Genomic DNA, 15,082 nt, shown 5'->3' with positions numbered 1-15,082 from the left:
ACTAGCAAAAGAAAAGTGTTACTTTGCAGCTATTAAAAAAAAGACCCATTATGGCTAATAAACCACGTATAGCATTGTTTATCGGAATAATATGTATCTCTATATTCCCTGTGATTGTGAAGTTAAACTTGACTCCGAGTCTAGTATCTGCATTCTATCGTATGGCTATAGCTGCAGTATTCGTAGTGCCTTATGCTATCTTTACGAAACAGATCAAGCTATATGATGCTAAAACAATGATCTTGATCGTGCTATGTGGAATCTTCTTCGGATCTGATATCGCTGTATGGAACTATGCGATACAAGGGTCTTCTGCTACACAGGCTACATTACTGACTAACCTCGCTCCTGTATGGGTAGGTATAGGTAGTTATTTATTCTTAAGTACTAAGCCTACGTCTAACTTCTGGATAGGAACAGTATTCGCTATTCTAGGGATGGTGGTTCTTATCGGAGTAGAAGTATTCATGGATTTCTCTTTTGACCTGCCTTTTGCCTTCGGGATATTGTCAGGGATATTGTATGCATGCTATATCTTGATGAGTAAAAAGGTGCTATCTACTGTAGGAGTTATCCCATTTATGACATATAGTTTACTGGTCTCATCTGTGTTCTTAGCGATAGTGAATCTAATAGCAGGTTCGCCTTTTACGGGATGGTCTACAGAGGGATGGGTGACACTAGTGATACAAGGGATTATCTGTCAATTGTTAGCTTGGTTATTAATCAGCTACTCTACTCAGCATATGCGAGCTACTCGTGTATCGTTAAGCCTTCTTAGTCAGGCACTGCTAGCGGCTATACTAGCTTGGGTATTCTTAGACGAGCAGATCACTGTACAGATGATGATAGGAGGTGCTATTATCTTACTCGGTATCGGAATTACTTTTATAGAAAAACCGTTATTAGGAAGTAAAAAATAAAAGATAGTCTATATTTAGAACGCTTATTTTTGTATATTTCAACTAGTTAACTATTAAAAAAAATATTATGAAAGTTGATTTATACACTAAAGCTATACTTACAGTAATAGCTGCATGTCTAGTGGTGATAGTATTTAAAGATATTTCTATCATCACTCCTGCACAAGCGAATACTCCCGCTAACTTCACTCCTAGCGCTAATACAAACTATGGATTAGTACCTCTAAATGCAGATGGTAGTATGAATGTACGTGTCAATAACTTCGACGAGTACGCAAATGATGTAAATGTCCGTTTTAATGATGAGCTAAAAGTGCGTATCACTAATTCTGAAATCAAGACTCAAGTATCAAGTGCATGGAGAGAAACATTCAAAGTAAAAATAGAACAGTAGTACTAAAGTCACAGACTGTGTGGTAGGTGTAATGTGTTGCTATATACGCTTAGCGTGTCACCTTGACGATAGGAAAGATCTCATACGAGAATTCTTATAGTATGAGATGCTTCCTTCGTCAGCATGACATTGCTTTTTGGATAAATAATTGACGACTATCTTAGAACCACACTGAGGCGTTGTTCCAAATAATCTTTATCCCTAAACCTATAAAGATGATAGAGACTACTACTTTCATAAAAGTAGAAACTAAAAAACCAATCAGCGAGCCTGTAGCTGCTCTTAATGCTCTACCTTTTTCTTTGCTATTATAAATCAACTCTCCTACTAAAGCTCCGACAAATGGCCCTATAATAAACCCTAATGGAATAGGTGCAAATATCCCGACTACTAGTCCGATATTGGTTCCCCATACGCCATACTTACTCCCTCCAAATTCCTTAGTGCCTTGTGCGGGAATGATATAATCTAAAATGGAAATCGCTATCATCACCACAAAGCTAACCCATAGAATAGGATGATCCATCTCTACTCCCTTAGTCAAATATAGACATAGAATGCCTACCCAACTCAATGGTAATCCTGGTAGCGCAGGTAGCACACTTCCGATAAGTCCTCCTGCTAATAATAAGATACTGATTAATAATAGTACATATTCCATCTGTATTTTTTGTATTTTTGAGAATTAAAGATACAATAATCCAAGCTATGAAAAAATTACTCTTTTCAATTTTCTTATCGATAGTATTACTAGGTTGTCAGAATAAAGCGAATTATCAACTAGACGAAGAGGCTTTATTAAAAGAGGAATTAGAGAAGATAGACTGGAGTAAGGTAGATACTTATCCGTCTGTAGAATCATGTGATTCTCTAACAGATAACCAAGCTAAAAAGGATTGTTTCTTTTCATATGTTACCCAAAATCTACAGTTAAGATTAAATGCAGATACTATTCAAGGCAACTTCGATCAACTAGACACACTCAAAATACTGGTGACTGTACAAGCAAATTCTAAAATAGACTTTCAGCTATACGAGATTCCTGATAGCCTAAAAGGATTGACTAAAACAATAGATGATATCTTACACAAACAAAGTCAAGATTTCACTACAGTACATCCTGCTCTAAAAAGAGGTGTTCCTGTGAAGAGTCAATTCGTGGTTCCTGTTGTCTTGAGTAAGCAGTAATATGTACTGTATCTCTGCTGTTGTTATCTATTTTTTTACTTTAAATGTCAATACAAAGTAACTTCCGATACTGATCGGCAACACAATATTCAGTAACCATATCAAGGTAGCAACTAAAGCAACAACCCACTGATTAACATCTAAAGCAGTGAAGATAAACATGGCAATACTCCCTTTAACAGCAAACTCTAAAAACTGAAAGTTAGGCAATGAAGAGGCCATCAGATAAATAGCAGATACTGCACATAAGAGTTCAAAATAAGGTATATCTACACCAAATAGATAGTACAAAATCACATACTGATGGGTAAACGATGCATAGCGAAGTAGGGCTAAGAATAGATTCTTGCGGTGTTTATTCTTTGGTATCTCATTTAATAAATTGAGAATAGTCTGTATAGAATAGCCTTTTATAGCGAAGTTTCTGATAGAGAATAACAACGTAAATACAACTGCTATCACAGCGTATACAATGTACAGATACGTATTGGGGATAATCTCATGGAACTGATTCAGAATAGTCAACCCAATCAACCCAAAAACAATAGCGTAGATCACCTGCACCCCGTTACACACCATATTCAAGAATATAACACGAGGGGCATCTTTCTTCTCAAAATAAAGTGCCTTACCAGCGTACTCTCCTATTCCATTTGGGGTAAATATTCCAAGTGTCAAAGCACTCAATACTTGCTTAGCCGCTTGTCCTACTGAGACTGGTTTGATTAACGAAGATAGACTCTGCCACTTCAGAATCTCTACAAAGCGGTTAGAGAATGTCAAGAACATCAACGCAGCAATAGCAAGGTAATTCTTAGGATCACTCACTACTTCTCCTAAAATATGGAAGTCCAGTGTCTCATCATTTGACAGCTGATTATAGATGTAATAAAAAGCAGCGCTTACTACTAATATTTTAATTAGAAGTACGAGATATTGCTTAGTTTTGTCAGATAGTATCTTCATTGCTACAAAGTAAACGATATTTTTAGTGTGATAGTGTATCTAGTGCAAAAAAGTGACTACAGCTCTTATACAAAAGCTATGTTGCTAAGGTTTATAGCAAAACTGAACAGTTTTTTGGAGTAGTGTGGATTTCGTATCATCTTTGCATAGATATTAAAAACAAGAATAGATTGACAGTAGATAGAATCATATTAGGTATAGACCCTGGAACAACGATCATGGGATTCGGCGTAATCAAGGTGGTGAATAAAAAGATGGAATTCCTTCAACTGAATGAATTGCTATTAGCTAAGTATGAGGATAGATATACTCGTCTAAGATTGATATTTGATAGAACTATTGAATTAATTGAAACTTTTCACCCTGATGAGATTGCTATCGAAGCTCCGTTCTTAGGTAAGAACCCTCAATCTATGCTAAAGCTAGGACGTGCTCAAGGGGTAGCAATGGCTGCAGCACTGTCTCGCGATATCCCTGTGACAGAGTATGAACCTAAAAAAATAAAGATGGCAATCACAGGTAGTGGTAATGCAAGTAAAGAACAAGTGGCAAAGATGCTACAACAACTATTACCTGGACTAAAAGAACTACCTAATAATCTAGATAGTACGGATGGACTAGCAGCGGCTGTCTGTCACTTCTTTAACAGTGGGCGAACATTGGCTACTAAAAGTTATAGTGGCTGGGATGCATTCGTAAAACAAAACCAAGATAGAGTAAAGAAATAATGGCAGGTATCTATATACATATTCCGTTCTGTAAACAAGCGTGTCACTACTGTGACTTTCACTTCTCTACTTCATTAAAGAAGAAAGAGGAAATGCTAGCAGGTCTAAAACATGAGATGGCACTGCGCCAAACTGAACTAGATGGTGAAATCATTGAGACAATATATTTCGGTGGTGGTACGCCTAGTATTTTGGAGGTAGATGAGATTAATGACCTAATACAGACAGTCTATAATTTATTTGAGGTTAATGAGAATCCTGAAATCACATTAGAGGCGAATCCTGATGATCTAGATAAAGCGACCTTATACAAATTAGCAGCATCTAGAGTGAACCGATTAAGTATCGGTATTCAGTCTTTCTATGAAGATGATCTGAAGATGATGAATAGGGCTCATAATTCTACTGAAGCTATCGAATGTCTAGAGATAGCTACAAGTCTCTTTGACAATATCTCAATAGACCTAATATACGGTATTCCGAATATGAGCAATGAACGATGGTTATCTAATGTACAGCGTATCTTAGACCTTGGTATTCCACATATATCGTGCTATGCGCTAACTGTAGAGGAGCGTACAGCATTAAATAAGCTAATCAAAAAAGGGGTTATCCCTAGTCCTGAAGAAGAAGTGGCTCATCAACATTTTATGCTGTTAATAGAGACTCTAAAATCAAATGGGTATATCCACTATGAACTGTCTAACTTCGCTAAATCGGGTTATTATTCTAAGAATAACTCAGCGTATTGGTTAGGTAAAAAGTACTTAGGTATAGGTCCTTCAGCACATAGCTTTGATGGAGTACACAGAAGTTGGAATATAGCGAATAACAGCCTTTATATCAAAGATATTTCGGAAGATAAACTACCTAGAGAAATAGAAGAGCTCAACCTAACGGATCGATATAATGAATATATCATGACTGGACTGAGAACGATATGGGGAGTAGATCTGACTCGTGTAGAAAGAGAGTTCGGTAAGACTTATCACGATTATTTAGTCAAACTTAGCGCCTCTTTCTTAGAAGAGGAACTCATGCATAAAGAAGGTGATATCCTTACAATCACAAATAAAGGAAAATTCTTAAGTGATGGTATTGCATCTGATTTATTTTATTTAGATTTGAAATAAAACAATGAAAGCAACGATAACCTATTCAGATACAGACTATCAAATCGACTTCTCTAAGCCGATAGATATCTCTATCCCACTTATCAATACTGACGATAACCCTATCGCATGGTATCTAGATAAGCCTGAGATATCTCCTGTAGTCGTAGAAGACTGGATAGGAAAAGTAAGCGAAGGAAAGTCTTCGACTAACTTTAATAATATCGCCTTCAACCCTCATGGGCATGGGACTCATACAGAATGTCTAGGACATATCACGTATGACTTCTACAATGTCAATGAGAGCTTAAAAGAATATTTCTTCTTTGCTCAACTTGTGACTATCTCTCCAGAAGTACAACAAGATGGAGACTGTGTAATCACATTAGCACAGGTAAAAAAGGTATGGACTGCTAATCATCAAAAAGCGATTATCATACGTACTACGCCTAATGAGCTAAACAAAAAACATAGAAAATACTCTCATACTAATCCTCCTTACTTATGTGCTGAGGCTGCGACCTTCTTAAGAGAGCAAGGTATAAATCATCTACTTATAGATCTGCCAAGTGTAGACAGAGAAGAAGATGGCGGGCAACTACTCGCTCATAAGGCATTCTGGAATGTAACAGATACGCATCATCTGAACGATGATGCAAGACTAGAATCTACCATTACAGAAATGATATATGTGAATGATGAGGTAAAGGATGGGTTCTATTTTCTGAATATACAACTAGCTTCTTTTGTCAATGATGCTAGTCCTAGTAAACCTGTATTATATAAAATCATATAAACTATGGAACTAGATGAATTATACGACTATTGTTCTTCTAGACCTTACGCTACAAGTGGTTTCCCATTTGACGAAAACTTAATGACATTCCAAGTTGGCGGGAAGATATTTGCTATGATTGCCATGCACTTTTGGGAGCAAGGTAATCGTAATATTATCCTCAAATGTGAACCTCAACTTGCGACTGAATTAAGGGAAGAATATGAAGATATTACTTATGGATATACCATGAACAAGAAACACTGGAATACGGTATATCTCAGAGGTAGATTTACACCTGATCAGATCAAAGAATGGATAGACCACTCTTATGATCTAGTCTACGATACTCTATCTCGAAAAGAACTAATACAACTCGGTAAAACACCACTATAACTATGGATGTACACATACTCTATGACTACTGCCTAAATAAAAAAGGGACAGTAGAAGACTTCCCTTTTGATAAAGAAACCCTGACATTCAAGGTGGGAGGTAAAATATACTTACTCCTAAACCTAACGAAATGGGAACAAGGGAACTGCTTTATCAATCTGAAGTGTGATCCTGAACGTGCGGAAGAATTACGTGCTGATTATAGTGAAATCACACCTGGATATCACATGAGCAAAAAACACTGGAACAGTGTACACTTAGGAGGTTCTGTACAGTGGCCTCTATTAAAAGAATTAATAGATCATTCGTATGATTTAGTATTCAACAGCTTAACTAAAAAAGTACGTGAAGAGATTAACCTATAGTATTACTCTTCTACAAACAATAAAATAAATAAAACAATGAAAGTATTTATAGAAACAGAAAGACTACTGATTCGTCAATATAAAGAAAGTGATCTAGCTGACTTTATAGCAATGAATCAGAATGATCAAGTAATGGAATTCTTCTTAGACAAGAAAACAGCTGAGGAATCTACACAGGCATATAACAATATGAAGAGTAAAATAGATACTCAAGGATATGCATTCTTCGCAGTAGAAGAAAAGAGCAGTGGAAGCTTTATTGGGTTTGTCGGGTTACTAGATATTACCTTTAATGTAGACTTCGCTCCAGGAGTAGAGATAGGATGGCGTATGCTACCACAGTTCTGGGGTAAAGGATATGCTACGGAGGCTGCTAAAGCATGTCTAGTATTTGGTAAAGAAACTTTAGGATTAGATAAGATCTATTCATTCACTACGACACAGAATAAGCGTTCGTATAATGTAATGGAGAAAATAGGAATGTCTTATGTAAAGAACTTTAATCATCCTCTTGTTCCTAAAGACCATCCTCTAGTAGAGCATGTCTTATATGAGATCAACTTATAGAAATCGTAGCGAAGTAATCTTCTATTAAATAACTCTGTAGTAAGTCCATAAATTCGTATCAAATTATGAACTTACTACAGAGTTATTATTACACCAATAAAAAATCAATAGGTTTACATTCTTCAGAGATATAGCTTTATACTAACAGATCGTTTACTCTTTATTTTTTTCTAACAACTTATTTAAATCTGCAGGAGTCATAATAAAGTCACTTTGCTTAATAACGAAAGGGATTGTTACTTGAGATTTGACATGCTTTCCTTCTTTTACCTTAGGATTCCAAGTTCCTACACTCATCGCAATCGTCTTCATTCTTTCCTTGACATTGCTATTATCTACACCAAGAACGATGACTTCATTCACCTCTCCTGTATCAGTCAATAACAAACTAAGAACAAACTTAAATTCTGCTCCATTAAATACAATCTTACCACTCTCCTTAAAGAATGCCCTTAAGAAGTCTTCTTTAAAATCTCCTTGATACGTAGCTATCGTATCTTGAGGTGTTGTAACAACTTCTGTTGTGTGTTTATTCTTTGACTTTTTATTTTTTCTCTGAGCTACACTATACTGCGTACCTAATACAAACAAGGTAAAAACAAACACTAGTCTTAAGATTCTATGTATCATTCTGTTTTCTTTTTTAGCAAGTTCAAGATAAACAAAAAAAGAGACCGATATGCCCTCTTCTTTGATTTCGTTATACTTCTAATATGGATACATTATTGGTAAATGTAAAGTTCATCTTACTACGAATCGGTTTACCATCATACATAGCTGGGAACCATCTGGTCATCTTTCCTACTATATTCATAAACTCCTCTGACACTCCCTGCTGATGTCTATCATTATCAACTCCTTTAACTTGTGGGCTAGTCATTGTTCCGTCTTTCTCAATAGTCACCGTAATTGTATATTTCAGTCTATCCCCAACAAAATTAGCTTCTCCATTAGGGCCTCTTTTCTTATTATACTCTTTCCAAAAAGCGTCTATACCACCTGGATAAGTCGCCATCTGATATAAGCTATCCTCTTTCTTTGCATAATATACTGGCTTACTATTACCAGATTTGACATCTGATAAATTAATATAAAAAGGTACTGAATATCGTGATGCTATTGCTGTTTTACCCTCTGTAGCAGGCTTCCACTTCTTTAGAGACTTCACTGTACGGACAACTTCCTCTGATATAGATGAGTCTGTAATACCTGGCACAGTAATATTATCTACTTGTCCTGACTCTGTTACTGTAAAATTAATAGTAAAACTAAGTTCTGTCTCTTCTGTCTCTATCTCTTGGTTATTCTTATAAAAGGCTTTTACAAAATCATTCATAAAATGACCTGGATACTTAGCGTGCTTTTTATCTGTCAGAACAGATACTTCATTCGATAGATTATTTGCTACCACTTTATGCATCCCTCCTCCTAACCAAAATAAGGTAGTAGATACAAGTGTTAGTATTACTTTAGTTGTCGTTGTATTGAACATTATATTGTGCTTTTTATTAACAGCTAACTAAGATATCTCTTATAACTATAACAAAAAAGTCCCTACATCACATTGACACTAAATTTCATTAACATCTGCTAATAATATAATTGGTAACGTATACTGTGAAGTAATCTTCTCTCCTTTATAAGAAGCTGGAATCCACGTATCTGCTGTTATCGTATAAATGATCTCTTTTAGCTTATCGTTCTCTTCTGATGTAAAGTTACTGCGCAATACACTGACGCCATTAATAGAGCCGTCTTTCTCAATAGTTAATTCAAAAACAAAGCTAATATTATTACTCACCTTCTTATCAGGAAAAGCTTGATAGAAGTGCTTAGAAAAGTTTATAGATAATTGATCAGCACTCACACGAGAAGCAGCAGGTTTAAACTGTTTATTATGCGTGAATTCAACAGTATCTGTATTGGACCTAGCACATATCAAAGCAGACTTAGGGGTATGCTCATGAATAACTACTCTATCTTGTGCAAACGAGTCCATAACTAAGGTAACGATATAAATAGTGAAGAAGTACTTAAAATAATTAGTTCTCATTTTTTGTTTTAAAAATACAAATTATTCAAGTGCTAGTATAAAAAAACCCGTCTTTTAACGACAGGTTGGATATAAATTTATTCTAATTACGAAGAAAGTACAAAAGGTAATACCTCCTTATTCAGATCATATTCATCTTCTAATAACTCTTTCAGTTTATCACTCTGAAGCATCTGTATAAAAAGAGCACCCTGAGCACGAAGCAATCTTTCTTCTTTATCAATACCAAGGTTTAACTTATAAATACCCCTTATTGAATCTATAAAGTAATTATACACATCATACTGTTCATTTCTAAGATTCTTCATAATGGCATTGAAAGCAAAAGCTTCTACAAAGGGCATACGTATAGCTTCAGTATTTTTAATACTATTTAGCCCTACACACACCCTCGCCGTGTACTCTCCCTTTGGGGTAATATTCTCTATACTAAAGAACTTAACTGCAACATTAAGTACTTCATCCATAGAGATCGTATCTTTTTTACTATTCTTTTTAATTACTTGAGCGTTATACTTCTTTACTAACGGACTAAAAATAGTATCCGACACCATCATAGATAGAACGCTATCTTGTGACAAAGTAATCTCTTTATTCGAAGCAAATGTATTCTTCTCTAAAGGCTCTGAAAAATTCACTACAAGGTAGTTCCAAAACAAACGATGCTTATTAATATACTCTGCTCCCTTCACAGTAGAGTCTACTTCTTTTATAGTTTTATGAAGACGTATCTCGCCTGACGAAAGCTCAACTTTCTCAAGTGCAAGAAAGTTACTGTAATCCTCTAATATCTCTTGTCCCATACTTGTTAGTACACCTCCTAATAAAGTCACTACGCAAGTAACATATAGCTTAAATGATAATAATACTGTTGTTATTGGTCTCATGGTGTTGCTCTTTTAAAAGTTATTGGTAAAGTAAACACTGTGCTTACTACTTCTCCATTCTTCTGTGCAGGAAGCCATTTTGGCATCGTCCTTAAGGTCTTTACGATCTCTTCTCCTACTCCTAGCGGATCTCTTAAAACCACTATATTCTCTAATGTCCCATCCATTTCTACTGTAAACTGTATTACTACTTTAGCTTCACTCTCTTCTGAATAGGGATATGGATCTGTAAAATTTAGAAGAAAGTCATTAATAAACTTATTCATTCCTCCTGGATATTGAGCTCTCGTATCTGTCGCTTGGAACGGTCTACTACTTGTATCTGACGTCACTTTCTGATTAGTTGACTTGGCTTGAATAGCAAGTGTACCCACTAGTAAAAAAAGAATACAAGACAAACTGATCCCTACTCTATTTCTCCATGGACTATTGTTTTTTGTAATCATAATGAATCGCTTCTTTGTCAAGTTAAAGTTGAAAGAGCTCGTTACTTGTAACTCATGCTGTTTATAAGTCTGAGCTAATAATAACTGTAAATATGCTCCTGCTTCCTCTTGTGAAGAAACGCTCGAGTCATCTGCTAAAAACTCATGGTTTAACGCTATACAAGTCTTATAATAATAGAATATTGGGTGAAACCAAAAGAGCACTTTTAGTATCTCTATCAAGATAATATCTAAGCTATGTCTCTGCTGTACGTGTACTATCTCATGTTGCAATATTTTATTGTCTTCTGACACTTCTTCTGTAATAGGAAAGTAAACAGTATTCCTAAACGAGAAGGCATTTGTGATTTGACTAGATAAAACTATCGCTACATCATTGAACTCTATACTAGTTCCTTCTTGTTTTAACCTTCTAATTTTGATAGTTTCGACAACTAACTTAGATAGTGAGAATACTATACCTATCAGATATAACACCCCTATTCCATAAGACCAATCTATAGTAGAACTAACCATCACCTCCTGTTTAGGAGTTTCCATAATGACGTCGTTTAACTCTTCTAAAGTTTGATTCCATGATACCATCTCCACATCTGTAGAAACAGTAATAAACGGTAAGAAAAGTCCTATAAGCAATGTCCCTAGTAGGTAATATCTCTTAAAGTGATGTGCTTTACTATTCTCTAGTACAAGCTTATATATCACTATTGAAGCAATGAGAATGAGTGTGATTTTGGATAGGTATAATAACATAGTTATTTCGTTTTTAACTGTTCATCTACTATTTTTTTTAATTCTTCTAATTCATGTTTACTCATCTTACTTTTTCTAGTAAAAAAAGAAGCAAAACGCAAAGCAGAGTTATCAAAGAAGTTCTCTACCATGACGTTAAGATGTTTTTCAAAGTAATCGTCCTTCGCTATTAAAGGGTAGTACTCTCTAGAGTTACCATAAAGTTTATAATCAATAAACCCTTTGTCAACTAATCTTTTTAATAACGTTGCCACTGTTGTTTGAGCAGGTTTAGGCTCTGGATATTTTTCCATAATATCCTTTGTAAATGCCTTCTCCATATCCCAAATATATTCCATTAGTTGTTCTTCTGTTTGTGGTAGTTTTATCATTCTCGTACAGTTGTAATATGTTCTAATATTCCTTTTTTATAATGCTTTACTTGTATTAATCTCCCCCTTATATCATAGATAAACCAAGATCCTGTATAGTAATAATGTAAACCTTTATTAGTTTTGACCAATACCGTTTTACCGATTGCTTCTACCTTATGATTAGGGTGATAAAAAGTAGTGTGAGCTATAGAATCTCGTATCACTTCTTTTTTATACAGCTTTCCATCTCGCTTATACCTCCATGTCCCTTTCTGAAAACCCTCATTGTCGTATTTCCCACGTTGTACCTCCTGCTTTCCCTCGACTGTACTTTTAAACACCCAACGTCCTACCTTCTCTCCTTCTACTTTCTGATTAATCTTACAAGAACTGAAAGATACAATTATTACAAGACTAAAAATGAATACACTATACTTCATAACACTGGTATTTGTAGATGTTGTTCTACAAATATAGAACACTTCCTTAGAAAAACAAATATTCACATCATTATTTTAAAAATAAGTACATAAAAGATCTATTTCTTATTAGTGTTTATTTCTAAACTAATGATCGTTTTCATTTGATTTGCTAGGGGATTGCTTGAGGGTTTCTTGCACCTTTCTTCGACAAAAGTACCTTCTGGGCAAGAAAACCCCTAGGAATCTCCTAGGAATCTCCAAGAAAGTGCAAGCTGAGCGTACATATCTATTAAATAGATGCTGATGGTATCACGCTAAAAGAACACGATTAAGTTCTAATACATAAAGTCTTTTTAATTGAACTAGAGGTATAAATAAAAAATGAACCATCATAAGATGGTTCATTTCATTATATATCAACATTTTTTAAAAAAAAGAATATCCCAAAATAAATGACATATTACCATAAGATGAATCCCAGTATGAATAATCTTTCAATACATCTCTTTTTGTACTAATTCTATACTCTACAATAAATCGATCATACTTATAACCAATACCGAATACTGCATTATTAGCAGATTTAACATCCAGACTTTTATATGCTTCTGTGTTAGCCTTACTAAACTTAATATTTGTACTAGAAGCAAAATTAAACTGATAAGAAGCATTAATAAATATTCTTGACTTATCATTAATAAAGAAATAATATCTCACTCCAAAAGGTAGTTCAAAAGAATTATAATTCATTTTAATCTCTACTTCACCCTTTTCCTTAAAATTCACATTCTTAAAGGTAGGTTCTACTATTAAGCTCCATTTTTTATTATTAAATGGAAGCGTATACTCTAATTCTACACCAACTCCAAAACCAACTTTACTTCCTAAATTATGACTTTCATTACTAACACTATTATCAAAATCAAAAGTAGAAATAGATACCTGTGGACGCAGACTTAAATGAAGATTATTGCCGTCTTTCTTCTTCTCAAACAATTGTCTTTCATCTCCTTCACAATTATTATATTCCTGAAAGTACTTCGTTAATGGTTTAATTTTATACTCTAAATATTTAATTCTCTTCTTTAAGTCAGTATTACAACTAACGTCCATCCATAACTGACGTTTATAACTATCATTAGTAGCAATATTTCCATTTTCTTTACTCACCTTACTATTTTCCTTAATATACTTCTTATATACTAATGGAATAATCTCTTTATCCTCTTTTTGATAAAAGAATTTACTCTGATTATTATAGTATGTATACAATTTTGCCTTACCATCTACTAATAATTTTAAGAAGACCATTTCTTCCTTGTAGATTGGTAAAGAATCACTAGTCATATTTTGAAGTTTATCACTTGAAATATCAACGTTAACTTTATGTCTTTCATATTTACTCTTATTGAGAATAGAGAACTCTTTAGCATCCGCTAAAAGAATGTTCTCACTTCTAGCATTCTCATCTGCTTTATATAGAAAACTAGTAGGATTATTCATCCAATCAATATTTTTGATCAATCCCTCTACCCGATTACCATTATTATCAACATAATAACCTGGCTCAAAATTAATCTGAGCAAACCCTACTAAAGAAGTAGCTAAAAACAGAAAAACAAATAGTTTACGCATAATTCACACACTTAATAGATTGTTAAACAAATCTAAAAGTAATCAAAATAAAATAATTACTTATTAACATTTTCAAACAAAAACACAAACTTATTTATATTGTCAAATAATAACAGTAGTAATTTCCATAAGATTAGTAAGTTTACTCATTGTTTCTATTCATAAATTAAAAAAGTCGAGAGGATATCATATTAACTATAAGTGTAATCAAACAAAAGTATATCTTTAAGACTTACTAAACACTTACAAATTATGATTAGAAATATTACTTTTTTCACTTATTTATTAGTTGCAATAAGCATAAGTAGTTGCTCCTCAGACAATACAACTGAAAACAACAAAACAATCACTGTATTAGAATCTTACAAAAAAATTACAACAGAAAACAACAATATTTTAATCTCCGAAATAACTTTTGAATACAATAAAAATGGTAATGTAATAAAACATTATACTGTAGATTATTTTAAGAAGAAAGGATATGAAAAGTTATTCTATCTAAATAAGTCAGAAACAAACTATACTTATAATACCTCTAACAAGCTTCTTCATTTAATAGAAAAAGATTCATTAGGAAAAATCAAAGAAGATGATGCTTTAGTATACAATGACAAAGGAATCTTAACTAAAGTACTTTCGAATAAGTATAGCAACTCTAACTATGAATACAAAACGAACAGTAATAATCAAATTTACTATGTATATCCTATAGCTTCAGAAAATAAAAGTAATATAGAATACTTATATGATACAAAAGGCAATGTAACCAGTGTCAAATTAGAGGGTTCTACTCTACCAAGAGAAGAATTTACATATGATGAAGCATATAATCCCTTTAAGGATATGCCTTTAAACTTATCAGTATTAGAATATCGTACTGCATTTTCTCCTATTAGATATAACTATACCCCTTCTAACAATATAAAGACATATAAAGGTGTTTTCTATCCCATAGAGACCAAGGAATATCAATATAATAAAGATAATTATCCAACATATACTAAGAAAATAAATCACAATGAATATATAACTGAAGAGTTTTTTAACTATAAAGCACTTACAGTAGAAAAATAATATGAAATAAAAGAGTTTAAATTTTCTAATGCCAATCATTTATAA

At 33.7% G+C, this 15,082-nt stretch carries 20 protein-coding genes; 10 read left to right on the top strand and 10 right to left on the bottom strand.

Translation table 11 applies throughout. The annotated features are described in order from the left end of the window. Positions 1 to 50 precede the first annotated feature (50 nt). Together MYRA21_RS07480 and MYRA21_RS07475 are read left to right on the top strand one after the other, a co-directional pair. Complete coding sequence (locus tag MYRA21_RS07480; protein WP_006257564.1) at positions 51 to 923, top strand: DMT family transporter; 873 nt, start codon at positions 51 to 53, stop codon at positions 921 to 923. A gap of 67 nt (positions 924 to 990) precedes the next feature. After that, positions 991 to 1,317 (top strand): hypothetical protein, encoded by a 327-nt coding sequence (locus MYRA21_RS07475; RefSeq protein WP_006257565.1) that lies wholly within the window; start codon positions 991 to 993, stop codon positions 1,315 to 1,317. A gap of 160 nt (positions 1,318 to 1,477) precedes the next feature. Here the strand turns inward: MYRA21_RS07475 and MYRA21_RS07470 are convergent, their stop codons facing one another. Next, entirely contained in the window at positions 1,478 to 1,978 is a 501-nt protein-coding gene (locus MYRA21_RS07470; RefSeq protein ID WP_039328785.1) for a DUF456 domain-containing protein, read from the bottom strand. Positions 1,979 to 2,025: 47 nt separating this feature from the next. Here MYRA21_RS07470 and MYRA21_RS07465 point away from each other — a divergent pair, with 47 nt between their 5' ends. Further along, positions 2,026 to 2,505, top strand: a complete 480-nt coding sequence (locus MYRA21_RS07465) for a hypothetical protein (protein ID WP_006257567.1) — start codon at positions 2,026 to 2,028, stop codon at positions 2,503 to 2,505. A 27-nt stretch (positions 2,506 to 2,532) separates the two neighbouring features. On the opposite strand, the gene MYRA21_RS07460 is transcribed toward MYRA21_RS07465, so the two are convergent. Further along, on the bottom strand, positions 2,533 to 3,471 hold the full coding sequence (locus MYRA21_RS07460) for a lysylphosphatidylglycerol synthase domain-containing protein (protein WP_006257568.1): 939 nt from the start codon (positions 3,469 to 3,471) through the stop codon (positions 2,533 to 2,535). Positions 3,472 to 3,641: 170 nt separating this feature from the next. Here MYRA21_RS07460 and ruvC point away from each other — a divergent pair, with 170 nt between their 5' ends. Genes ruvC through MYRA21_RS07430 form a run of 6 tightly spaced genes read left to right on the top strand, consistent with a single transcriptional unit; the run spans position 3,642 to position 7,414 of the window. Further along, entirely contained in the window at positions 3,642 to 4,199 is a 558-nt protein-coding gene (gene ruvC / locus MYRA21_RS07455; RefSeq protein WP_006257569.1) for a crossover junction endodeoxyribonuclease RuvC, read from the top strand. Continuing rightward, a complete protein-coding gene (gene hemW / locus MYRA21_RS07450) occupies positions 4,199 to 5,332 on the top strand; it encodes a radical SAM family heme chaperone HemW (RefSeq protein WP_006257570.1) in 1,134 nt (377 codons plus the stop codon). The genes ruvC and hemW overlap by 1 nt, the downstream gene beginning before the upstream one ends. Before the next feature lie 4 nt (positions 5,333 to 5,336). Continuing rightward, on the top strand, positions 5,337 to 6,107 hold the full coding sequence (locus MYRA21_RS07445; protein ID WP_006257571.1) for a cyclase family protein: 771 nt from the start codon (positions 5,337 to 5,339) through the stop codon (positions 6,105 to 6,107). Between the two features lie 3 nt (positions 6,108 to 6,110). Next, complete coding sequence (locus MYRA21_RS07440) at positions 6,111 to 6,482, top strand: MmcQ/YjbR family DNA-binding protein (protein ID WP_006257572.1); 372 nt, start codon at positions 6,111 to 6,113, stop codon at positions 6,480 to 6,482. A gap of 2 nt (positions 6,483 to 6,484) precedes the next feature. After that, complete coding sequence (locus MYRA21_RS07435; RefSeq protein WP_006257573.1) at positions 6,485 to 6,847, top strand: MmcQ/YjbR family DNA-binding protein; 363 nt, start codon at positions 6,485 to 6,487, stop codon at positions 6,845 to 6,847. Positions 6,848 to 6,883: 36 nt separating this feature from the next. Next, positions 6,884 to 7,414, top strand: coding sequence for a GNAT family N-acetyltransferase (locus MYRA21_RS07430; protein ID WP_006257574.1), 531 nt, complete (start codon positions 6,884 to 6,886; stop codon positions 7,412 to 7,414). Positions 7,415 to 7,567: 153 nt separating this feature from the next. Here the strand turns inward: MYRA21_RS07430 and MYRA21_RS07425 are convergent, their stop codons facing one another. From MYRA21_RS07425 to MYRA21_RS07390, 8 genes are all read right to left on the bottom strand, one after another. Next, complete coding sequence (locus MYRA21_RS07425; protein WP_006257575.1) at positions 7,568 to 8,044, bottom strand: hypothetical protein; 477 nt, start codon at positions 8,042 to 8,044, stop codon at positions 7,568 to 7,570. 70 nt (positions 8,045 to 8,114) lie between these two features. Next, on the bottom strand, positions 8,115 to 8,906 hold the full coding sequence (locus MYRA21_RS07420) for an energy transducer TonB (RefSeq protein ID WP_006257576.1): 792 nt from the start codon (positions 8,904 to 8,906) through the stop codon (positions 8,115 to 8,117). Between the two features lie 78 nt (positions 8,907 to 8,984). Further along, positions 8,985 to 9,467 carry a hypothetical protein gene (locus MYRA21_RS07415; RefSeq protein WP_006257577.1) on the bottom strand — a complete coding sequence of 161 codons (483 nt, stop codon included), beginning with the start codon at positions 9,465 to 9,467 and terminating at the stop codon, positions 8,985 to 8,987. A gap of 86 nt (positions 9,468 to 9,553) precedes the next feature. Beyond that, entirely contained in the window at positions 9,554 to 10,354 is an 801-nt protein-coding gene (locus tag MYRA21_RS07410) for a hypothetical protein (RefSeq protein WP_006257578.1), read from the bottom strand. Then, entirely contained in the window at positions 10,351 to 11,553 is a 1,203-nt protein-coding gene (locus MYRA21_RS07405; protein WP_006257579.1) for a M56 family metallopeptidase, read from the bottom strand. Before MYRA21_RS07405 ends, MYRA21_RS07410 begins: the two co-directional genes overlap by 4 nt. Positions 11,554 to 11,555: 2 nt before the next feature. Then, a complete protein-coding gene (locus tag MYRA21_RS07400) occupies positions 11,556 to 11,924 on the bottom strand; it encodes a BlaI/MecI/CopY family transcriptional regulator (RefSeq protein ID WP_006257580.1) in 369 nt (122 codons plus the stop codon). Then, positions 11,921 to 12,346, bottom strand: a complete 426-nt coding sequence (locus MYRA21_RS07395) for a hypothetical protein (protein ID WP_036496581.1) — start codon at positions 12,344 to 12,346, stop codon at positions 11,921 to 11,923. The genes MYRA21_RS07400 and MYRA21_RS07395 overlap by 4 nt, the downstream gene beginning before the upstream one ends. 408 nt (positions 12,347 to 12,754) lie before the next feature. Beyond that, complete coding sequence (locus MYRA21_RS07390; protein WP_006257582.1) at positions 12,755 to 13,963, bottom strand: outer membrane beta-barrel protein; 1,209 nt, start codon at positions 13,961 to 13,963, stop codon at positions 12,755 to 12,757. Between the two features lie 252 nt (positions 13,964 to 14,215). Between MYRA21_RS07390 and MYRA21_RS07385 the strand changes: the two genes are divergently transcribed. After that, positions 14,216 to 15,037 (top strand): hypothetical protein, encoded by an 822-nt coding sequence (locus MYRA21_RS07385; RefSeq protein WP_006257583.1) that lies wholly within the window; start codon positions 14,216 to 14,218, stop codon positions 15,035 to 15,037. Positions 15,038 to 15,082: the final 45 nt, after the last annotated feature.

Source organism: Myroides sp. A21, from assembly GCF_000807225.1.
Lineage (GTDB): Bacteria > Bacteroidota > Bacteroidia > Flavobacteriales > Flavobacteriaceae > Flavobacterium > Flavobacterium odoratimimum.
The sequence above is the reverse complement of the archived record's forward strand: the minus strand, read 5'-3'. Positions and strand labels throughout refer to the sequence as shown.